The 22,743-nt window shown below is 57.5% G+C and carries 12 protein-coding genes and 1 pseudogene; 7 read left to right on the top strand and 6 right to left on the bottom strand.

The genetic code is table 11. The features are described 5' to 3' along the window. Positions 1-153: 153 nt before the first annotated feature. The 4 genes from mgtE to ppk1 form a co-directional block, all read right to left on the bottom strand. A complete protein-coding gene (mgtE, locus tag ACJ8J5_RS18900) occupies positions 154-1,587 on the bottom strand; it encodes a magnesium transporter (RefSeq protein ID WP_025303851.1) in 1,434 nt (477 codons plus the stop codon). A gap of 103 nt (positions 1,588-1,690) precedes the next feature. After that, positions 1,691-1,873 (bottom strand): YfgG family protein, encoded by a 183-nt coding sequence (locus ACJ8J5_RS18895; RefSeq protein WP_197811300.1) that lies wholly within the window; start codon positions 1,871-1,873, stop codon positions 1,691-1,693. Between the two features lie 181 nt (positions 1,874-2,054). Then, positions 2,055-3,605 carry an exopolyphosphatase gene (ppx, locus tag ACJ8J5_RS18890; RefSeq protein ID WP_025303850.1) on the bottom strand — a complete coding sequence of 517 codons (1,551 nt, stop codon included), beginning with the start codon at positions 3,603-3,605 and terminating at the stop codon, positions 2,055-2,057. 10 nt (positions 3,606-3,615) lie between these two features. Continuing rightward, positions 3,616-5,679, bottom strand: a complete 2,064-nt coding sequence (gene ppk1, locus ACJ8J5_RS18885) for a polyphosphate kinase 1 (RefSeq protein ID WP_025303849.1) — start codon at positions 5,677-5,679, stop codon at positions 3,616-3,618. 396 nt (positions 5,680-6,075) lie between these two features. Between ppk1 and ACJ8J5_RS18880 the strand changes: the two genes are divergently transcribed. Genes ACJ8J5_RS18880 through pstB form a run of 3 tightly spaced genes read left to right on the top strand, consistent with a single transcriptional unit; the run spans position 6,076 to position 10,734 of the window. Further along, entirely contained in the window at positions 6,076-8,247 is a 2,172-nt protein-coding gene (locus tag ACJ8J5_RS18880; RefSeq protein ID WP_334274005.1) for an ABC transporter permease subunit, read from the top strand. Then, positions 8,244-9,893: a phosphate ABC transporter permease PstA gene (gene pstA, locus ACJ8J5_RS18875; RefSeq protein WP_049209520.1), complete on the top strand. Its 1,650-nt coding sequence runs from the start codon at positions 8,244-8,246 to the stop codon at positions 9,891-9,893. The genes ACJ8J5_RS18880 and pstA overlap by 4 nt, the downstream gene beginning before the upstream one ends. 28 nt (positions 9,894-9,921) lie before the next feature. After that, positions 9,922-10,734, top strand: coding sequence for a phosphate ABC transporter ATP-binding protein PstB (gene pstB, locus ACJ8J5_RS18870; RefSeq protein WP_019452422.1), 813 nt, complete (start codon positions 9,922-9,924; stop codon positions 10,732-10,734). Between the two features lie 65 nt (positions 10,735-10,799). On the opposite strand, the gene ACJ8J5_RS18865 is transcribed toward pstB, so the two are convergent. Together ACJ8J5_RS18865 and ACJ8J5_RS18860 are read right to left on the bottom strand one after the other, a co-directional pair. Then, entirely contained in the window at positions 10,800-11,291 is a 492-nt protein-coding gene (locus ACJ8J5_RS18865; protein WP_049296092.1) for a TIR domain-containing protein, read from the bottom strand. Further along, positions 11,288-12,742 carry an SIR2 family protein gene (locus ACJ8J5_RS18860; protein ID WP_049204834.1) on the bottom strand — a complete coding sequence of 485 codons (1,455 nt, stop codon included), beginning with the start codon at positions 12,740-12,742 and terminating at the stop codon, positions 11,288-11,290. Before ACJ8J5_RS18860 ends, ACJ8J5_RS18865 begins: the two co-directional genes overlap by 4 nt. A gap of 370 nt (positions 12,743-13,112) precedes the next feature. On the opposite strand from ACJ8J5_RS18860, the gene ACJ8J5_RS18855 reads away from it, so the two are divergent. The 4 genes and pseudogenes from ACJ8J5_RS18855 to ACJ8J5_RS18840 form a co-directional block, all read left to right on the top strand. Continuing rightward, a complete protein-coding gene (locus tag ACJ8J5_RS18855; RefSeq protein WP_414104903.1) occupies positions 13,113-14,780 on the top strand; it encodes a ShlB/FhaC/HecB family hemolysin secretion/activation protein in 1,668 nt (555 codons plus the stop codon). Between the two features lie 60 nt (positions 14,781-14,840). Beyond that, complete coding sequence (locus ACJ8J5_RS18850) at positions 14,841-20,717, top strand: DUF637 domain-containing protein (RefSeq protein WP_414104902.1); 5,877 nt, start codon at positions 14,841-14,843, stop codon at positions 20,715-20,717. Continuing rightward, complete coding sequence (locus tag ACJ8J5_RS18845) at positions 20,717-21,097, top strand: hypothetical protein (RefSeq protein ID WP_049288535.1); 381 nt, start codon at positions 20,717-20,719, stop codon at positions 21,095-21,097. The genes ACJ8J5_RS18850 and ACJ8J5_RS18845 overlap by 1 nt, the downstream gene beginning before the upstream one ends. 168 nt (positions 21,098-21,265) lie before the next feature. Then, positions 21,266-22,741: pseudogene (locus ACJ8J5_RS18840) on the top strand (DUF637 domain-containing protein); the annotation flags it as partial. Between the last annotated feature and the right edge of the window lie 2 nt (positions 22,742-22,743).

Here is a 22,743-nt window from a genome sequence, read left to right as displayed (position 1 = left end):
TGAATTCATGACGTGAATGAATTAAGGCGATTTATTGGCAAAGGGTAGTACAGCGTGAGAGGAAAACCTACCGGGAGGACCGACTTTACTGCATTAGCGCAGGCCCGGCGACAGAATGACGAAAAAGCCGGCGCGGAGCCGGCTTTGAGCGTCTTACAGCAGGAACAGGGTGGCGAGGCCGAGGAAGATGAAAAAGCCGCCGGTGTCGGTCAGCGCGGTGATGAGCACGCTGGAGCCGACCGCCGGATCGCGGCCCAGTTTGAGCATGGTCATCGGGATCACCACGCCCATCAGCGCCGCCAGCAGCAGGTTGAGCAGCATCGCCAGCGTCATTACGCCGCCCATCGCCGCGTCGCCGTAAAGCAGCCAGGTGATCACGCCCATGATGCCGCCCCACACCACGCCGTTGATGATGGCGACGCCCAGCTCCCTCAACATCAGGCGCGAGATATTGCCGACTTCGATCTGGTGCAGCGCCAGCGCGCGCACGATCATGGTGATGGTCTGGTTGCCGGTGTTGCCGCCGATGCCGGCGACGATCGGCATCAGCGCCGCCAGCGCCACCAGCTGGGAAATGGTGTGTTCGAACAGGCCGATCACGCGGGAGGCGATGAATGCGGTGCAGAGGTTGATCGCCAGCCAGGCCCAGCGGGTCTTGACCGCCTTGCTGACCGGGGCGAACACGTCTTCTTCCGGGCTCAAACCGCCCATGCGGCGCAAATTGGTGTCGCTCTCTTCGTTGACGGCGTCGACGATCTCTTCGATGGTCAGGCGGCCCATCAGTTTGCCTTTGGCATCAACCACCGGGGCGCTGATCAGGTCATAACGTTCGAAGGCGCCGGCCGCATCATCGGCCTTGTCTTCGGGCTGAAAGGTGGCGGGATCGCTGTCCATCACGTCGCGCACCGGGATCTCCGGATCGTTCAGCAGCACCGCGGTCAGCGGCAGCTCGCCCAGCAGGGTGTTTTTGCGGTCGGTGACGAACAGTTTATCGGTGGCGTCGGGAATGGTTTTGCGCATGCGCAAAAAGCGGTGCACCGCGCCGAGCGTGACGTCCGGCCGCACCGTCACCAGTTCGAAATCCATCATCCAGCCGACGCTGTCTTTGGCGTATTGGCTCATCTCGCGCACCTGGGCGCGCTGCTCCGGCTCCAGCGAGGTCAGCAACCGGCCCATCAGGTTACGCGGCAGGTATTGCGCCAGGTAGGCCTGTTCGTCGACATCCAGCGTTTTGATCGCCTTGAGCAGGTCTTTGTCGCTCATTTCCTCGATCAGGCTGTCCCAGACCGGCTCGGCGACTTCCACCAGCGTCTGGCCGCGCTTGCTGTTGCCCACCAGCCGCCACAGCGCCATGCGTTCGTCCTGCGGCAGCGCTTCCAGCAGGTCCGCCAGGTCGGCGGCGTGCATGTCGTCCAGCAGGCCGGTAATTTCCGCCGTTTGGTTCAGCCGTTCGCTTTGGCTGAGGGCGTGTTCATCCCCCGGCCGGCCGAGAATGCCGTCGACCAATTCCTTATTGTTCAACAACAGAGTAAGAATGCGCTGGCGGTGTTCAGCGACTTTTTTGACGTTATGGGTTGCGGCTGACATGGTGTTCCTTAACGGGCGCTCGGCGTTCCTGACGCAGGCTCATTAAAAGATAGAGCATAGCGAGTGCCGGAGTCATTTTTATGAAACGGACGGGGCGCGGCGGTTATTCAGAGGTGGCGTCCTGTTGCGGCGCGCTGACTTCGGCGGCGTTTTGCGCAGCGGCCTGCTTTTTTTCCTGATGATGAGGCACCGCCACCACGGCGGCGTACAGCAGTCGGCCGACTAAAATGATAAAGCTGATAAACAACACTATCTTCGTCATCTGTCCGGTGGTTTTCTTGCGCATATATCACCCGGTATGCCGGTGTCCTGTGTTATTCGCTCGAGAATTTGTAACCGGATTTTAGGCGCTGATGACAAAAGTTGTCCATTTTTTTCCGGCGAGCGGCGCGCCGTATTAGGGTTTCGTTTAGGTTGGCGGAGCGGGGGCGGAAAGAAAAACCCCCTGGCTGGCAGGGGGCGAAGGATCAGGCGGAGCGCTGTTCGTCTTGCGAGCCTTCTTCGTCGATCAGCAGCTTCCAGCCGACGACGTCGTTCCAGTAGGCCTGCTCGCGCTCGAAGTCCAACTGCACCAGGTTGTTTTGCGCCAGGTAGCCGGCCGGGAAACGCAGCGTCCAGTGGTTGTCGTCGGTGGTCAGGCGCAGCGTTTCCGGCGTGGTGGTCGACTGACGCTGGTTGTTGAGCAGGGTGCTCAGACGCAGCAGCTGGATCAGCGGCAGGTAGTGTTTCTTCTTGAACAGGTTAAGGCGCGGCAGCTCTTCCAGCTTGATCGCCTTGCGGTGGAAGCGCACCAGCGCCGCCAGCAGCAGCTGCTGTTCCTGATTGAAGCCAGGCAGGTTGGAGTTTTGCAGAATGTAGGCCGAATGGCGGTGCATGCCGCTGTGGTTGATGCTCAGCCCCACCTCGTGCAGCATGGCGGCCCATTTCAGCAGGGCCTCCAGCTGCGGATGCGCCAGCTTGGTGTTTTGCGCCATCCACTGTGAGTAGAGCAACTCGGTGGTTTCCAGCACCCGTTTGGCCTGTTCGCGGTCGATGTTGTAGTGATCGGCCAGGCTCTTGGCGGTGCGGCTGCGGATGTCCTGGTGGCGGAAACGGCCTTCCATTTCATACAGCACGCCTTCGCGCAGCGCGCCGTCGGACAAGCGCAGATCGCGGATCGCCAGCGCGTCGAACACGCCGCACAGGATAGCCAACCCCGGCACGAACACCGATTGGCGGTCTTCCGACAGCCCCGGCAGGCTCAGCGAGCCGAAGCTTTTGAACTGCAGCACCTGTTCGGCGAGCATTTCCAGGCGTTCCAGGGTGATGAGACCGTCTTTTTCTCCCATCGCCACCAGCACTTCGTGGGCGGCCTTGATGGTACCCGAGGCGCCCAGCGCGTACTGCCAGCCCTGAATGCGGTACTGCCAGGCCAGCGTTTCCAGCTTCTGTGCCGCCGCCAGCCGAGCGCGGCGGAAGTTGTTTTTGCTGATCTCTCCGCCCGGGAAGAACAGCTGGGCGAAGCTGACGCAGCCCATGCGGCGGCTTTCCGCCAGCAGCGGCTCGAAGTCTTCGCCGATCACCAGCTCGGTGGAGCCGCCGCCGATGTCGATCACCAGCTTGCGGCCTTTCTCCGGCTGGGTGTGTTCCACGCCCATGAAGATCAGGCGCGCCTCTTCCTGGCCGGCGATGATTTCGATCGGGTAGGGGATCACTTTGGCGGCGCGCTTGAGGAATACTTCGGCGTTCACCGCCTGACGCAGGGTGTGGGTCCCGACGATGGTGACGTTATCCGCCGGGAAGCCCTGCAGCCGTTCGGCAAACAGCGCCAGGCAGGCCAGGCCGCGTTCTATCGCCTCTTCACTGAGTACGTTGTTGCTGTCCAATCCGTCGGCGAGATGTACCCGTTGTTTCAAACGGCCCAATACCTGTAAAGCGCCGTTGACGACGCGGGCGATCACCATGTGGAAGCTGTTCGACCCGAGGTCGATGGCGGCGATTTCCTGCGGTTTGTTCGATGCAGTGTTTTTTAGCGGCATAGTTGCTGGCCTACTGTCCTGGTTGTTCCAGAGCTTTTAAATACTCGTAAATAGCCACCTGGGCGCGCACTTTGCGGCGGTTGCCGCGCGGCACGTACTGGTTGCTCAGTTCTTTATCCACATAACGGGCCTTGACCGTATCGCTGAACAGGATCTCCAGAATGTCCAGAACGCGCTGTTTCAGCGCCGGATCCAGCAGCGATACCGCCACTTCGATACGGTAATCTATGTTGCGGGTCATCCAGTCGGCGGAGGACAGATACACCCGTTTGTCACCTTTATTGTCGAAAACGTAAACCCGATCGTGTTCCAAAAAGCGATCGACGATGCTGATCACCTGAATATTGTCGCTGATCCCCGGCAGGTTGGGAATCAGGGAACACATGCCCCGCACCAGCAGGCGGATCTTCACGCCGGCGCCGGACGCGGTATATAACCGATCTACCAGTCCTTTATCCACCAGATTATTTATTTTCAACATAATGCCGGCCTGTTCCCCGGCCTGCGCGTTGGCGATTTCGTTGTCGATCAGCTCATACAGCTTCAGGCGCGAGTTCTGCGGCGACACCATCAGGTTGTCGAAGGTGACCGGCCGGTAGGGGTTCTCGATAAAGTTGAATACCCGGCGCACCTCGTTGGTGATGCGTGAATCGGCGGTCAACAGCGAATAGTCGGTGTAGATGCGCGCGGTTTTTTCGTTAAAGTTGCCGGTGCCGATATGAGCATAGCGCACAATGTCATCGCCTTCACGGCGTGAAATCAGGAACAGCTTGGCGTGGATTTTCAGGCCCGGCGCGGAGAAGATCACGTGTACGCCGGCCTCGGTCAGGCGCTTCGCCCAGTGAATGTTGGCTTCTTCGTCGAAGCGCGCCTGCAGCTCGACCACCACCGTGACCTTCTTGCCGTTGTGCGCGGCGTGAATCATCGATTCGATGATGCGCGAATCTTTCGCCACTCGGTAGATGTTGATTTTGATCGCCAACACGCTCGGATCGAACGACGCCTGGCGCAGCAGCTCCAGCACGTGCTCGAAGGTGTGGTACGGGTAGTAGAGCAGCACGTCTTTTTCACGAATGGCGTCGAAGCCGTTGCGGAAACCGTCGAACCAGATGTGGCGCAGGCGCGGCAGCGGCTTGTTGACCAGATTGGCCTTGCCGACGTTCGGGAAACTGATGAAATCTTTGAAGTTGTGGTAGCGGCCACCGGCGATCACCGAATCGTAGTTGGAGATGCCCAGCTTGCCGCGCAGCAGTTCCACCATTTCGTTCGGCATGTCGCGCTGATAAACAAAGCGCACCGGCTCGGCGGTCAGGCGCTGTTTCAGGCTGGAGGACATCAGTTCCAGCAGGCTGGATTCCATTTCGGTGACCAGATCGTACTCCGCGTCGCGGGTCATTTTCATCGAATAGGCGTTGAGCGCATCGTAGTCGAAGAAGCCCTTGAAGATATCGTCTAGGCAGTAACGCAGAATGTTGTCCAGCAGGATCATCGGCTTACGGCGGCGCGGCGCTTCCGGCGGCAGATTGACGAAGCGCGGCACCTTGTCGGACGGGATCTCCAGCAGCGCATAGTCGGTGCGGGCGCCGCGGATGATCTCCACCGCCAGATAGGTGTAGTCGTCTTTCAGGAACTGCACCAGGTTGGTGTCGTGGTTGATCAGGATCGGCGTGATGTGCTGGCGCAGATGTTGTTTGAAATATTGCCGCAGCCAGATTTGCTGGTTCTCGGACACCTGGCGTTCGTTGATCAGGAAGATCTGGTTGCGGGCCATTTCCAGCAGCAGATCGTTGTACAGGCCGTCGAACTCCTGATCGGTTTTCAGCACCTTGGCCTGGATCTTTTTCAGCAGGTGGCGCGAGGAACCGGCGGAGCCTTGCTCTTCGCTGATCAGGATGCGCCGTTTGAGATCGGCGAAGCGGACTTTATAGAACTCGTCGAGGTTGTTGGAGTAAATGCCCAGAAAACGCATACGTTCAATCAGGGGATTGCTCTTATCTGCGGCTTCCTGCAACACGCGTTCATTAAAGGATAACCAGCTTAGTTCTTTTTCGATGTAGAGCTTTTCCTGACCCATTGCCACTCCAGTTCAAATTTAGAATAGGATCCGGGACGCAGCGCCCGGATGCCGCTCTAGTGTCCTTCATCATTATTGCGAGAGATTGACAGGAAAGTCCAACATATCCATTGCGTTGGCGCGCGGCGTTTTTCGGCGGCAATAAATTTTCCCCGCGGCGGGATGCTCGGCAGTAAAACGATCAGCATGAAATGACGGCTAGCAGGCTTATTCTTGGCGTTATAAAGCGTGTTTATGGTCATTTTTCAGCAATATATCAAATTCATATTGTCTGTTGGCAGTGTAAAAAACCTGGGTTGAGTCGGGTAACTTTGTCATGCAAACGTCATAAAACTGACATAAGATGCCCGGTTATCTTACGGCGTAAGCCCGATTACATCAGCGACAGCGAGACACATGACACAGACGACGGCCAATCAACATCCCCGAGATCGCATGCGCGGGCGCATCGACCGCGGCGTGCAGGCGGCAGTGACCGCCAGCGGGCTGATGGTGCTGATGACGTTGATGCTGATCTTCGTTTATCTGCTGTTTGCGGTGCTGCCGCTGTTCAAACCGCCCTCGCTTGGGCAGGCTCAGCCGCTGCCGATCGCGGTGTCGGCCCCGGCTCTGGCGCTGGGCATGGACGTGCAGCAGCGCGTGGGTTATCGCATCGACGCGCAGGGCGCGGGGCAATTTTATCGTCTGACGCCGGCGCCGAGCGGCCAGGCCCAGACGCCGCTGGTGCAGCAGACGCTGCTGGCCAAACCGGCGCTGCTCGCGCAGGCTGCCGGAGAGCGCGATCTGTTTGCGCTGGCGCAGGCCAACGGCCGGTTGGTGGTGGCACGCGCGGACTTCGCGACGGCGGAAAACGGCCGGCCGCAGTGGCAGTTCCCGCTTGGGCAACAGCCGTTGGCGCTGGATCCGCAGAACAAACCGCTGAAACTGCTGTCGTTGGCGGATGCGCATCGCGGGCAGTATCTGTTGGCCGGGGTGACCGACGATCGGCGCCTGGTGTTCGGTCGCTTCAGCCCCGACCGGCCGCCGCAGTTCAGCGAGCGTCCGCTGGAGCACGACGGGGAGCAACTGGTGCTGACGCCGGATGGCCGCCAGCTTTACCTGCTGACCGGCAACCGGCTGGCGCGTTATCAGATCGACGGCGCGCAGCTGCAGCTGCGTGAAACGCGTACCCTTGGCGAACACGCCCCGTATCAGATGACGGCGCTGCCCGGCGGTAGCGCGCTGCTGATCAAGGGCGCCGACGGCAATCTGCGCGAGTGGTTCGAGGTGGAAAAAGATCGGCGCTGGCGCCTGACGCCGGTGCAGCATTTCGATCACGGCGCCGACGGGCAGGAGCTGACGGTGGCTGAACCTTACCGCCGGGTGTTCGCCACCCTGCGGCCCGATGGCGGCTTCTCGTTATTTTCCGCCATTCAACCGCAGCCGCTGCTGAATACCCGTTTGGGTGCCGAGGTGCGGCAGATGGCGTTCGCGCCGCGCGGCGATGGTCTGCTGCTGGAGAGCGCGCAGGGCTGGCAGCGCTATGCGCTCGACAACTCGTATCCGGACGTCACCTGGCGTTCGCTGTGGGGCAAGGTGTGGTATGAGAACTACCCGCAGCCGGCCTACGTCTGGCAGTCCACCTCCGGCGAAGACAGCTACCAACCCAAATTCAGCCTGATGCCGGTGATCTTCGGCACCTTCAAGGCGGCGGCTTACGCGATGCTGTTCGCCATACCCTTGGCCTTGGCCGGCGCCATCTATACCGCTTACTTTATGACGGCGGGGCTACGGCGGGTGATCAAACCGGCTATCGAAGTGATGGGCGCGCTGCCGACGGTGGTGATCGGGCTGGTGGCCGGCATCTGGCTGGCGCCGATCATCGAGCAGTATCTGTTGGCGGTGCTGGCGTTGCCGCTGCTGCTGGCGGCGGCGGTGCTGCTGTGCGGCGCGTTGACCCATCGCTTTATGCCGCGCTGCCGGCCGGGCGTCGATCTGCTGTTGCTGTTACCGCTGCTGGCGTTGACGGTGTGGCTGGCGTTCAGCCTGGGGCCGTGGCTGGAGGTGGCGCTGTTCGGTGAGCCGCTGCATTTCTGGCTGGGGGATAATTATGACCAGCGTAATGCGCTGGTGGTGGGCGTGGCGATGGGCTTCGCGCTGGTGCCGATCATCTTCTCGCTGGCGGAGGACGCGCTGTTCAGCGTGCCGGCCACCCTGAGCCAGGGTTCTTTGGCGCTGGGCGCCACCCAATGGCAGACGGTGATCAAGGTGGTGCTGCCTTCCGCCAGCGCCGGCATTTTCTCCGCGCTGATGATCGGCTTTGGCCGCGCGGTGGGAGAAACCATGATCGTGCTGATGGCTACCGGCAACACGCCGATTATCGACGGCAGCCTGTTCCAGGGGCTGCGCGCGCTGGCGGCCAACATTGCCATTGAAATGCCGGAGGCGGTTTCCGGCAGCAGCCATTACCGCGTGCTGTTCCTGACTGCGCTGGTGCTGTTTGTCTTCACCTTCGTGTTCAACACGCTGGCGGAGGCGGTGCGCCTGCGGTTGCGTAAGCGTTACACGCCGAATCAGGAGGCGCCATGAAGAGCTGGGTGAAGAGTGGGTCGCCGTGGGTGTGGCTGACCGCCGGTTCGGTGGCCGTCAGCCTGTTGGCGCTGATCGGCATTCTGCTACTGCTGGCCGGGCAGGGGATGCGCTATTTCTGGCCGAGCCCGGTTTATCAGTTCGAACTGAATCAGAACGGCGCTGGGCCGGTGACGGTGATCGGTGAGTTGTACCAGCAACAAAGCATTTCCCGGCGCCAACTGGCCGAGGCGGGCGTCACGCCGCCGGGCGAGGCGCAGAACGTCGAACGTTATCTGATTAAGGTCGGCAACCGCGAACGCGAGGGGCAGGATTTCCGCACCTTGCTGGCCAGCGATATCCGCAGCCAAAGCACGCCGCGCAGCCTGCTGGTGCTGGAACGCGACAGCCACGGCACCGCTTACGGCTATCTGGCGGGGCTGCTGGAAGACGGGCAACCACTGACCGGCCGCAATCTGGGGCAGGCGTTGCAGCAGCGCCTGCCGCAAATCGCCGCGCTCTCGCGCCAGGCGCACGACATTCAATTCCGCGACATGGCGCGCATCAATCAGCAGTTTGACGCGCTGCGGCTGCGGGAAAAGCGCCTGCAGCGCGACGATAAGCTGGACGCCCGCGCACAGGACGCCATCAAGGCCGAACGGCTGGAGCTGCAGCGGCAGTATCAGCTGTTGTCCGAACGTCTGGCGGGGCTGAACCGCGATCGCCAGCGCGACGCGTTGCTGCTGCGCGACATGCACGGGCAGACGTTGACCATTCCGCTCAGCCAGGTGCGCGATGCCTGGTACCCGAACGCCATGAGCACCACCGAGAAGCTGACGCACTGGGGCGAGCAGGTGAAGAAGTTTCTCACCGACAGCCCGCGTGAGGCGAATACCGAAGGCGGGGTGTTCCCGGCCATTTTCGGTACGGTGTTGATGGTGATCCTGATGTCGATCGTGGTGATGCCGTTTGGCGTGATCGCGGCGCTGTATCTGCACGAATATGCCGGCAACAATCTGCTGACGCGGGTGATCCGCATCGCGGTGGTCAATCTGGCCGGCGTGCCCTCGATCGTCTACGGCGTCTTCGGCCTCGGCTTCTTCGTTTATATGATCGGCGGCACGCTCGATCAGCTGTTCTATCCTGAATCTTTACCCAACCCGACCTTCGGCACGCCCGGCGTGCTGTGGGCGGCGCTGACGCTGGCGCTGCTGACGTTGCCGGTGGTGATCGTCGCCACCGAGGAAGGGCTGTCGCGCATTCCCGCCTCGCTGCGGCAGGGCTCGATGGCGCTGGGCGCCAGCCGGGCCGAGACGCTGTGGCGCATCGTGCTGCCGATGGCGGCGCCGGCGATGATGACCGGCCTGATCCTGGCGGTGGCGCGCGCCGCCGGGGAGACCGCGCCGCTGATGCTGGTGGGGGTCGTGAAATCGGTGCCGGTGCTACCGGTGGACGAGATTTTCCCGTATCTGCACCTGGAGCGGAAGTTCATGCATTTGAGCTTCCAGATCTACGATATGGCATTCCAGAGCCCGAGCGTGGAGGCGGCGCGGCCGCTGGTGTTCGCCACCGCCTTCTTGCTGGTGACGATCGTGGTGAGTTTGAATCTGGCGGCGATGGGCATCCGCCATTCGTTGAGGGAGCGGTACCGAGCATGGTCGCAGTAACAATGACGCTATTTTTGGGGAGTGCGTAATGGGTTTGATGACGCCAGGCAGTTTGCCCCGGCTGGATGTCCAGCATCTCGACGATGAACAGACCGCACTGGCGGTCAACGGCCTGAACCTGTTTTATGGTGACAAACAGGTGCTGCACGATATTTCGCTGCGTATCCCGAAACATCGGGTGACGGCCCTGATCGGCCCTTCGGGCTGCGGCAAATCGACGCTGCTGCGCTGTTTCAATCGCATGAACGATCTGGTGGACAACTGCCGCATTGAGGGCGATCTGCAGCTGAACGGCGCGGCGATCTCCGGCGCGCAGATCGACGTGGCGGCGCTGCGGCGGCGGGTGGGCATGGTGTTCCAACGGCCGAACCCGTTCCCGAAATCGATCTATGAAAACGTGGTGTACGGCCTGCGGCTGCAGGGCGTGCGCGACCGGCGCTTGCTGGATGAAGCGGTGGAGCGTTCACTGCGCGCCGCCGCGTTGTGGCATGAGGTAAAAGACCGGCTGCGCGAAAATGCGTTCCGCTTGTCCAGCGGCCAGCAGCAGCGCCTGGTGATCGCGCGCGCCATCGCCATCGAGCCGGAAGTATTGCTGCTCGACGAGCCGACCTCGGCGCTCGATCCGATCTCCACGCTGACCATCGAAGAGCTGATTTCCGCGCTGAAACAGCGCTATAGCGTGGTGCTGGTGACGCACAACATGCAGCAAGCGGCGCGCGTCTCCGACTACACCGCCTTTATTCATCAGGGGCGGCTGGTGGAATACAACGACACCGACGCCATTTTCACGTCGCCGCGCCAGCGCCGCACCGAGGATTATATTACCGGGCGGTATGGGTGAGGCCGTTTGGGCTATGAACAAACGAAAGGCTGCACAACCGTGCAGCCTTTTGTCTATCAGGGGCGTCAGTAATTTTTACGAATGCGGATCGCTTCTTCTACCCACTCAGCCAAATTGTCTTTTATATGGTTATAGACATTGGTGCTGGTCGAATAAGGCGGATCATAGGCTTTGGCGATTGTGGAAAGCTTTGCGTCACCCAGCTTGATGTGATCCAACGGGTTTTTACCTTTCGTGGTTTGGTCGCCGGCGCTGTCTTTCAAATTATGTATATACACCACCAGCACGCCCATGCCTTTTTTCCAAGCCTCGCATATTTCGAAATTAATCCATTTGCGATCAGCGGTATCTTTACCGGCGAGAATCACGGCGCAGCTGCGATTGTCCAACTGGCCCTTGATCCAAGCGGCGATGGCGGCGTCACCGCCTTTTTTCACTTCCTCCCAATCGTTATCCGTGGCTGGCCGGTTACCTTCCAGCGAGCCCATTTCGCGTACCTGAGAAGCGCGCCAGTTGTCCGGCTCATAATGGAAACTGTAAAAACATTTTCTGGTCATCGGGGGTTATCCTTAGTAATGATATCGATAAGCGCCAACAGGCTTTTTTTCTTCTCCGCCAGGCTGCCCGGTTCGTTAAGCTGATCCAGCAGATTCATGGCGGCGGGGTTGCGGTAGTAGAGGGTTTCTTTCATCTCCTCCTTGATTTTTCGGTAGATCTCGGCAGATGCGCTGCCGGTACAACCGATAGGAATGCAGACGCAGCCTTGTTCCGTGGCGATCTGGAACTCTTTCAATAAACCGTCGGCCAGCACGTATTCGCCTTCGGCGTTGCGTTTGTTGCCGAACAAAAAGATTGCGATGCCGCTGAGCGAAATCATGTTCTGACGGTATTCGTGCCAAAGTGCCGGTAGGGTAATGCCGCCGCTGGCGAATTGGGGGAAAGGACGCAGCACCAGCTGGCTTTCGCTGATTTTTCCTTGGCTGTCGTAAATGGCTTCCAATGCGCCGTTGATCACCGCTGTGCCTACGCCCCAGCCGAAACCGTTGACGATGCGATACTGTTTGTGGATAAGCAGGCGCGCCAGGCGATGTATGAACTGGATGGACTCTTCACGGGTATAGGGCTGGTAGTTGTCGGCGCTGCCGGAGATAAACACCGTGCTTTTCTTGAACTGCGTTTCGATGGCATACAGCAGGTCAGTGATTTGCCGATAGTCATCCACCAACAGCGTTTGAATGCCGTAACGGCGCAGATCGTTAATCATCAAGCCTTGTTTGCGGCTGTTGTAATCGCAAGAAGCCTGATCCTCGCTGCCGCTGTCGCCGAGCTGGACGCGCCGCATGATGCAGTAGTGGTTTCTCTGCCCTTCGCCGTACTGTGCGTAAAGGCGGCTCAATACATATTGCAGGTTGGGGTCTTCAAAGCTGAAGCCGATAAACAGGAAGGTTTTGGCAGTCAGCTCCGCCATCAGCATGTTGATAAAAGGAAGGTGTGTACGGGAGTAAGTTTCGTATTGTTCGCGAGTGATAATCGCCTGGTTGGGATTTCTATAGTCACCATGCATTTTATATAAAACAACATCACGTTTATGAATGTTATTGGTCAGGCTTTCCGGCGTGGTTTTGACGTCGCAGACGCGATTATAACGGGCATAGGTTTTTTCAATCAGGTCGTCGTAATTAGTGGTCCAAAGTGACGCTATCGGTAATCTGGCGATAATCCGGTGGTTTTCTGTTTCTTCCGCCTGTTCAGCGAATTCTGTAATTATTTTCTGATTTATCTTATGTCTGTTGCCTTTTTCATTGAGGTGATATTGCGCCAGAGAAATAAGATCGCTCTCTTTTTCGATATCCAGCTCCAGTTCATAAGCGATATCGCCGATAAGCTCTTTCCAGCTAACGAAACCGGCGGGGATGGACAGTCCGGCGCCGGCAAACAGCGCAGCGCTGCCGGCTTTGATATCATTAACGTAATCTCGAATAAACAGTTCTATATCACGGTTAAACATGAGGCTATTCCCGATATTGTTTTTCTTTATTGGTTAGTTAATAACTATGTTTTTTATGAATTAATTATGCGAATAGAACGACCAAGATAAAATGGCGAGTTAACTTTGTAAACTCTGCTTGTTTGTTATTGTCGATATTGAATATGTTATTTTAATATTGAATTTATTTGCTTTTATTATTTGTTTTTTTAATTTTAATATTAATTAAATGCACTCTGGGTAATAAGACGCGGTAGTCGTGGCATATCTGCATTTTTTGTCACATTGTGACTTCGATTAAATAGAAGTGATTCTCATTATCGTTGATTTGCGGCGTAAATTGTATATACTTCGCTAAGGTATGTAAGTTAACGTAAATGGATGTGTTTAAATGTGTGCATGGAAGCTGAGGATTTGGCCTGTGCTCTTGGCGTTTTGCAGTTCTGCGTGGTGCGCGGAAATCACCAGCCCTGCTGACCGCGACAGCATTACCCAACAGCAGAAAACGTTGCTGGAGCAGGCGCAGCAGCAACGCGAGGCGCTGCAACATAACGTTGAACTGCCGGCGTTACCGCTGCCTGAGCCGGCCGCCGCAGGGGCGGTTTGCCAACCGGTGCGGCAGATCGTTTTTCAGGGCGCCGAACATCTTTCCTGGTCGGTAAAAGAAAGCCTGGTCCGCCCGTATCAGGGGCGCTGCCTGACGCTGGAGCACATCAACCGTCTGGTGCGCGAAACCACCAATGCTTATCTGCAACGCGGCTATGTCACTTCGCAGGCCTGGCTGCAGGAGCAGGATATCTCCCGTGGCGTGTTGGTCGTCAGCGCCAGCGAAGGGCGAATCGAGTCCATCACGCAGAATGGCGAGCAGACGCCGGCGCTGAAGATGGCATTTCCCGGCCTGGTCGGCGACGTATTGAATCTGCGCGATATCGAGCAGGGCATGGAGCAGCTCAACCGGCTGGCTTCGCAGCAGGTGACCATCGATATTCAACCTGGCGAGCAACCCGGCTTTTCCAACGTGGTTTTGCTGCGTGGCGCCACGCGCGCGCCGGTCTCTTTCTCTTTCGGCGCCGATAACAGCGGCCAGAAAAGCACCGGCACCGGGCAGATGAATGCCGGCGTGGTGCTGGACAACCCGCTGCGCCTGGCCGACCAGTGGTCGCTCTCCGCAGCGCGCAATAACGATTTCAGCCCGCATCATCGCAGCCGCAGCCTGAACGGCAGCGTCACCTTACCCTATGGCTATTGGCTGTTCAGCTACCAGTACGCCTGGAACGATTTTTTCCAGCAGGTGCCGTTCAACGGCGCCGCTTACCGCTATCAGGGCAACAACCAGACCCAGCGTTTGGGCGCCAACCGCACGTTGCTGCGGGATGGCAAACGTAAGCTGGCCGTCGATATCGGGCTGGCGCGGCGCACCACGGAAAACAAGCTGGCGGGGGAACGGTTGGGCGTCAGCAGCCCGACGCTCAGCATCGCCAGCCTGGGCCTTAATTACAGTGCGGTCACGGGCGGCGGCTATATGACGCTGAACCCGACGGTAAGCCGCGGGCTGCGCATGCTGGGGGCTACCGTCGACGATCCTGAGCGCAACGGGGCGCCGCGCAGCGAGTTCCGCAAGCTTGGCCTCAGCGCCAGCTATTTCTATCCGCTCGCGCCTTCTCTCTACTACCTGACCTCGGCCTACGCACAAACCAGCGCCGACAACCTGTATGCCGGCGAGCGCATTTCCATCGGCGGGCAATACTCGGTGCGCGGCTTCAAGGAGCAGTACCTGACCGGTAATCGCGGTGCGTACTGGCGCAATGAACTCAACTGGCAATGGCGGACGTTGCCGGGGCTGGGGGCGCTCTCTTTGACCGGTGCGTTAGACGCCGGCTGGCTGCAGGGGCGCGCCGGGCAGATAGACGGCGGTAGCGTCGTCGGTGCGGCGCTGGGCGCCACGCTAAGCGGCCGCTGGTTCAATCAGGCGGTCACCGTCGGTAAACCGTTGACGCACCCAGACAGCCTGCAACCGGATCGTTGGGTGGCCTACTGGCAAGCCACCGTCACGTTATAACGCCAGCACACAGCAGGAGCGCCTCGGCGTTCAAAACAACATCCTTTCGAAGGAATGAATATGGATAAGCTCAACCCTCCGTTGGCGCGGGGCGCCAGCTATTTGCTGATCTACCTGACGGCTTTCCAGCCGTTGCACCCGGCGTTTGCCGCCGGCATTACCGCCGCCAACGGCAATACGCAGGTGGTTATCAAGCCGGGCGACGTGCCGGTGGTGAATATTGCCACGCCGAACGGTGCAGGCATTTCGCACAACACCTATAAAGATTTCAACGTTGGGCCACAGGGCGCCGTGTTGAATAACGCCACGCACGGCGGCAAAACGCAGCTGGGCGTGGAAATCTACAGCGCGCAGGGCAACACCTACCTGAAGGGAAAACCGGCGGAGTTGATCATTAATGAGGTGATCGGCGGCAGTCGTTCTGAGCTACAGGGCAAGCTTGAGGTGTTCGGCAACAAGGCCAATGTGATGATCGCCAACCCGAATGGCATCACCTGCGACGGCTGCGGCTTTATCAACGCGCCGGGCGTGACGTTAACCACCGGTAAACCGCAGTTCGACAAGCAGGGCGCGCTGGAAGCGCTGGAGGTGAAAAAAGGCGGCGTCACCATCGGCGGTAAAGGGCTGGACGGCAGCGGCGCCGACTATGTCGATATCATCAGCCGTGCCACCGAGCTGAACGGCAAAATCAACGCGCAAAATCTGTCGCTGACCCAGGGCGCCAACCGCATCAGCTTCAAGGACGGCAGTATCAAACCGATCGCCGGTGAAGGCGCAAAACCTGTGCTGGCGGTGGATACCAAAGCGCTGGGCGGCATGTACGCCAACAAAATCCGCCTGGTGGCCAACGAGGATGGGGTGGGGGTGAACCTGAAAGACCTCACCAGCAAACAGCGGGATATTACGCTGAGCGTTAACGGTAACCTGGTGCTTAACGGCACCACGCACAGCAAGGGTGACCTCAATGTTAGCGCCAAGGGATTGCACATTACGCGGGGTGCTGTCGTGCAGGCGGACGGCAACGCCACGCTGGCAGCAACGACGCTGGTGAATGACGGGCAAACCAGCACCAGTGGCGATATGCGTATCTTTGGCGACCATATCCGCAACGCCGGGGAAAATGCCAAGCTGCACGCCAATAAAAATATGTGGATCCAAAAGGATGCGCAGGGCAACAAGGCTAAATCCGTCGAGAACCGTTCGGCGAAAATCCTGACCAACAACGGCGATTTGGTGATACGCACGGAGAGTTTGAACAATGTGAGGCAAGAGGTTCAAGCCGTTTGGAAAAGTACTCCCGGTAACTCCAAAGCGTTCAATAAATCCTTGGTGGGAAGTTATTACGACTCGCGGCAAGGTGTTGACGCTATTGTGCTGTTGGAACCTGAACTGAAGGACTTTGGCATCGGCAGTTGGTTTGGCGAAATTAACCTGTCGAAAGGCGACAAGGTTAATGTGGGGAAAGACGAGTATCTCCTGGTGAAATCACAGGCGCCGGGAGTGATAAATTCAGGCAACAACGCTTATATCAACGCGACAACGCTATGGAACGATCAGTCGAATATCAGCGCGGCCAAAGATCTGATCCTGACGGGGAATGATTTTACCGTAAAGAGCATTCAACTCGGTCAGAAAGATCGGTACTGGCGCCTGGGAACGAACACGTTTGGCGTTGGGGAGTTTGCCCGTGACGAAGATGCGCCTCCCGGAGATTGGGATCTGCTGTATGTTACGGAAAAAGCCCCTTATACCAAGCAGCAGGAGCTTGTTGTCTGGCAAGCAAAGGGGCAGCAACAATCATCGATTATCGCTGGCAATAATCTCACTGCGGATTTTAAAAATAAGATAGAAATCAGTACGCCGACGCCTCATGAAAATCAGCTGAATGAAGTGGTCACCTCCGGCAGACCTGAGTCGCTTAAGGCGCGGAATGTTCTGCTGCATGCCAAAAACATCGTCGGTACTGATGCGATTCGTGCCGACGGCAATATCACCGCGATTGCCGAAGATCGGATTGTTCTTGGGCAAGGCATTTTGGCCGCCGGAAAAGAGCTGTCTCTGACGGCAGTCAACGCTATCGACGCGTGGCAAAGTGAGCTGAAAGGGCAGGACGTCACGTTAAACGCCAAAAACGGTGAGATAAAAATACATTCCAGCGAGAAACCTCATTACTTCCGCCCTGACGGTTCTCGCTGGTTGGGCAGCCTTGAGGCTTCACGCGATTTGTCTCTCACGGCTGGCAGCACCATTACGTTGCTGAATACGCTGTTGGCGCCACAAAGCCGAAATATCGCCATGACGGCTAACGGCAGCATTGCAATCGTCAAAAACAGCGCGTTGTTGGAGGGGCCGCTATTGGGGGGGCCGGTTTCTCCGGCTAAGCGGCAAGAATATTTCAACCAGCTGTTGGCCAGTGGCCAAATGAGGGCAACGGGTTCGGTGCTGCTCAATAGCGGTGGCTATCTGGCGCTACGCGGCGCCAAGATTAATGCGGACAAGGACGTTACGCTGTTAGCCGCCCATAACGCCGATCTTAACTACCGTGAACTTGACGGCCGATTCAATACGCTTTTCCCTGTGTCCCGCACGCCTGAACTGGGTAGCCGGGTACACGCCGGCGGCAATTTACTGATTAACTCAGCCCGCGACATCGGCACCCAGGGCGGCGCGCTGTCCGCCAACGGCAACATCACGCTGTTGGCCGGGCAGAACCTATGGTTGTCGAACCTGGCCTATTCCGCCATTGATGCCGCCAACGACAACAACAAAGACGAGCGCCATGTGGTCACCGCCCTCAGCGCCGGGAAAAACCTGACCGCATCGGCGAACAACCAACTGCTGACTTACGGTGCCAGGCTGACTTCCGGCGCCAACATGACGCTGACCTCCGGCGGCGATATGCGCTTCGAGGCGGTGCAAAACCACACGTATCGCGAGGGCGGCAACGAGTTCACCGAAACCCGTGCCCAGCAAGGTACTGAGCTGAATGTCGGCGGCCTGATGACGGTGATTTCCGGCGGCAGCATTCTGTTCCAGGCGACCAAGCTGGTGGTTAAAGGATTAGGGGCGAACTGGAAATCACCGGTGGCGGTGACGGATTGGGGAAGTCGGATTGCGGCGGCGGAGCAGGCGGTGAATGCAGCGCAGCAACGTATCAACGATGCGGACAGTCGCAAAAGCCAGGCTCAAGGCCAACTTGCCATACTGCAAAATGCTTACAACGCGGCTGTAGCCGAAAGAGCTGAAGCCCAACGGCGATGGGATAACCCACCCAAGTTCCCATGTTGCGGATATACCGACGAACAGCACAATATTGAGTCGGAGATAGCGGCAAGATTGGTGAACGCAAAGCACGCAGTGCAACAGGCCAAGATTGCACTGGACTCGGCCAACAACACTATTAACCAGGCTGGCTCGCAGACAGTGCAGGCAACGCGCGAACGGGATGAGTCGCAGCAACGTCTCGTCGCCCTGCGCCAGGAAGCCCAAAGCAAAGGCATTGACGAAGCCAAACAAAAGGCCCAGGTCGACGCCCACAACCAGGCTGAAGCCATGCGCGCCGGCAATATGGATATCGCCGCCAAGGGTGGCTATCTCTACGCTCAGGCGATGGAGGAGTCCAGCCACTACGAGAAAACCGAGAAAAAACGCAAATGGTGGGGCAAGAAAACCGAGGTTAAGCAGACCCGCCATGACGTAACCAACAAGGTTACCGAGTTTACCGCCGCCGGCAATATCACGCTGATGAGCCGCGACGACAGCACCTATGAAGCCAGCAAAATCGCCGCCGGGCAAAACGCGCGCCTGACCAGCACGCATGGCCAGGTTAACTTCCGCGCGGTGAAAAACACCTCTTTCGAACAGACCGTCAGCAATTCGAAAGGCTTCTTTATCAAGCAGGCCAATAAAGGGTACGAAGACAATAAGTGGGTGCTGCCGAGCATTCATACCGGTGGTGCCTTGACCGTGGAAGCCGCCAAGGGCGTCAGCGCCGACGTGAAGGTGAAAAACGGGCAGGCGCTGCAAAGCGCCATCGACGCCCTGGGCAATACGCCGGGCACCACCTGGGTCAAAGATCTGAACAAGCGCAACGACGTGCAGTGGAGCAAGGTCAAAGACGCTTACGACAGCTGGGATTACAAGAGCCAGCACCTGAACCCGGCGGTGGCGGCGGTGATCGCCATTGCGGCCGCGGCGGTGACCGCAGGCAGTTCACTGGCGGCCACGGCGGCCTCCAGCGTTTCCGGCGCCGTGGGCGGCGGGGTGGTAACCAGCGGCGCGGTCACGGCCGGGATGTCTTCTCTGGCCTCCCAGGCGGCGGTCGCGCTGGTTGAGAATCAAGGCAACCTGTCGAAAACCCTGCAGGCGCTGGGCAGCAATGAAAACGTCAGGGCGACCGCCACGGCGATGGCGATCGGCGGCGCGCTCAACGGCTTCGACAGCGCGATGGGCTGGAGCAAGGATGCGGCGGGCAAACCGCTCAATCCAAATAACGTCAAACTGCCGCAGCTGAGCAACGGCGACTGGAGCAAAGTGGCGCAGCGGGTGGCCGGGCAATCGGTCATCAGCTCCAGCCTGAATACCGCCATCAATGGCGGCAGCTTCAAAGACAACCTGACCAATGCGCTGCTGGCGAACATCGGCAGCCAGGTGCAGGCCGAGGGCGCCAACCTGATTGGGGATAACGGTCAGGTTCTTGATATACCGGGCCGGGCCGTAAGCCATGCCGTTCTGGCGGGCATCAGCGCGGAAATCGGCAAGGGGAATGCCAAAGGCGCGGCGGCAGGGGCGCTGGCGGCGGAGCTGGCCGGGGTGATCATCAATGATAATCTGGTCAGAAGTGAAGGCTGGCAAGAGCGTCAGGCTCAAATCAGCCGCGTAGCGGGCGCCTTTGCAGGGGCCATCGTAACCGCCAAAGCCGCAGGTGCCACCAGCGGTGCAAATGCGGGTGAGTTTGTCGAGCGTTTCAATCGACAGCTGCACCAGGAAGAACTCAACGCCATTAAAGCGTTGGCTAAGGGCGACAAGGAAAAAGAAGCGCGTCTGATGGCCGCATCCTGCCGAAAAGTCGCCTGCACCACGCAGGAAGCGCTAAACTCAGATGAGCGCAAGCAGTTTGAAGCCCTGATGAATAAGTATCCGTCAACGCGGGATGAAGACGGCCTTATTGCCAACTACTGGGTACAAAAAGAGCGCCAGCGTTTCGGCAACTATCCGGCGTTTGCCGGTTATGACAGCGAAAAGTTATTCACGTATGATTTGGGCGACCAGATAACCGACGGCCAGCTGTTTGCTCGCAACCAGCAGATAGAACAAATCAGCAAGTTGACCGGTTGGTCGCCGGACTGGGTGAATGCCTCGGTGATGGCGGTTTCTATCGCCAGTACGTTTGCCGGTATGGGTAAAGCGAACGTCGGCAACCAGTATCTGTCATCCAAACTGGTAGGGCCAACCAGTGCCTGGAAAGGGTATCTGGTCAATGAGAAGACGGTTCAGCAGGCAGCAACGTTCAGGCAGCAGGTATTGGATGCCAGGGCACCGTTCTCACAAAAGATCAGGAAAGGTGGGAATGCCGCCGTAGCGCAAATTGATATCCCCGGTATGCCAAAGACACTTGCGGCGCACAGTGGGATCGATAAAGCAGAGAATAGTTTTATAGGAAAAGGTAGCGGCAATTTTAAATTTAAAACCATCAATAGCGGGGATGGTAAACCAATACCAAGAAATACAGACTCGGAATACAAAATTCTGGACAACCTGGCTGATAAGTTGGGTGGCAATGTGTCTATCAAAGGTAAAGTCACTATTTTCACTGAACGTGCTGCCTGTGAGAGCTGCTTGGGTGTTGTGGACCAATTTCAGAAAAAATACCCAGGGATTAAAGTGGATGTCCTTGATAATAACGATGTAATGCTAATTCCTAGGAGGTTGAAATAATGGATGATGAGCGTATGACTTACGGTGAAATAAGAGAAATGGTACTGGGGTGTTTCTATGATTGCTGTAGAAACATTCTTGACATTAACCAAAAAACGGGTGAAAAATCATCTTATGATGGTTTAGAAATTGGGTATGCAGCCTATCAATATGAAAATACTCCTTTTTCGCCAATAGAAAAGTTAATGTTCAAGGTTTTTCTCCTAATTTTAATGGCCGGAAGAGAACCGGGAGAGGTGGAAAATAACATTCGGAGTGTTATTAAACAGATTATAAATGAATATCCTCTGGGTGTTTTGACTGAAGATATCTCTGAAAAAGAAAAAAGCGATTTGCTTTATGATATGGAGTTGCTTGGATTGCTTGATAAGCCCGAGTAACCTTCCAGCTCCTAACAGTTTGAGACTAAGCACGTTTTTCTCATGCGGGGGGCTAGCCAAGGTAAAAAGTACCACTATAGATCAAGATTGACGGAAATCTAACGCCCATACGAACGGCTCTTCGGAGCCGTTTTCTCTTGATGTTGTATTCCATATAAACGCCGATAGGACGCGGCGGGCAAACCGCTCAATCCACGCAACGTCAAACTGCCGCAGCTGAGCAACGGGGACTGGAGCAAGGTGGCGCAGCGGGTGGCCGGGCAATCGGTCATCAACTCCAGCCTGAATACCGCCATCAATGGCGGCAGCTTCAAGGACAACCTGACCAATGCGCTGCTGGCGAACATCGGCAGCCAGGTGCAGGCCGAGGGCGCCAACCTGATTGGGGATAACGGTCAGGTTCTTGATATACCGGGCCGGGCCGTAAGCCATGCCGTTCTGGCGGGCATCAGCGCGGAAATCGGCAAGGGGAATGCCAAAGGCGCGGCGGCAGGGGCGCTGGCGGCGGAGCTGGCCGGGGTGATCATCAATGATAATCTGGTCAGAAGTGAAGGCTGGCAAGAGCGTCAGGCTCAAATCAGCCGCGTAGCGGGCGCCTTTGCAGGGGCCATCGTAACCGCCAAAGCCGCAGGTGCCACCAGCGGTGCAAATGCGGGTGAGTTTGTCGAGCGTTTCAATCGACAGCTGCACCAGGAAGAACTCAACGCCATTAAAGCGTTGGCTAAGGGCGACAAGGAAAAAGAAGCGCGTCTGATGGCCGCATCCTGCCGAAAAGTCGCCTGCACCACGCAGGAAGCGCTAAACTCAGATGAGCGCAAGCAGTTTGAAGCCCTGATGAATCAGTACCCGTCAACGCGGGATGAAGACGGCCTCATTGCCAACTACTGGGTACAAAAAGAGCGTCAGCGCTTCGGCAACTATCCGGCGTTTGCCGGCTATGACAGCGAAAAGTTATTCACGTATGATTTGGGAGATCAGATAACCGACGGCCAGCTGTTTGCACGCAACCAGCAGATAGAACAAATCAGCAAGTTGACCGGTTGGTCGCCGGACTGGGTGAATGCCTCGGTGATGGCGGTCTCTATCGCCAGTACGTTTGCCGGTATGGGTAAAGCAAACGTCGGCAACCAATACCTGTCATCCAAACTGGTAGGGCCAACCAGCGCCTGGAAAGGGTATCTGGTCAATGAGAAGACCGTTCAGCAGGCTGCTACATTCAAAAACCAGGTTACAGAACTGAGGGCCGGTTTGACATCAGCCCCGAAACGCAGTGGTAACGTTGCAGTGGCCAGTATTGATATATCTGGAATGCCAAAGACACTTGCAAGCCATAATCTCATAGACGTTGCAGGTAAGGGTTTTGTTGGGATGGGAAAAGAAAATTTTAAATATGAGACTATTCTTACTGATGATGGTAGACATGTAGCAAGAAATATAGACTCCGAATATAAAATATTGGATAACTTAGCCGATAGATTGGGTAAAAACTATTCCGCCAATGGCTCTGTTACTATTTTCACCGAAAAGCCTGCCTGCGAAAGCTGTTTAGGCGTTGTTAAGCAGTTCGAAAGTAGATATCCAGGGGTGAAAATTGACGTTTTGGACAATAATGGTGTGCGTTTGATTCCAGGAAGAGGTAAATAACA

The sequence above is a fragment of the Serratia sp. CY43202 genome (assembly GCF_052168755.1).
Taxonomy (GTDB): Bacteria; Pseudomonadota; Gammaproteobacteria; order Enterobacterales; family Enterobacteriaceae; genus Serratia; species Serratia bockelmannii.
The sequence above is the reverse complement of the archived record's forward strand: the minus strand, read 5'-3'. Positions and strand labels throughout refer to the sequence as shown.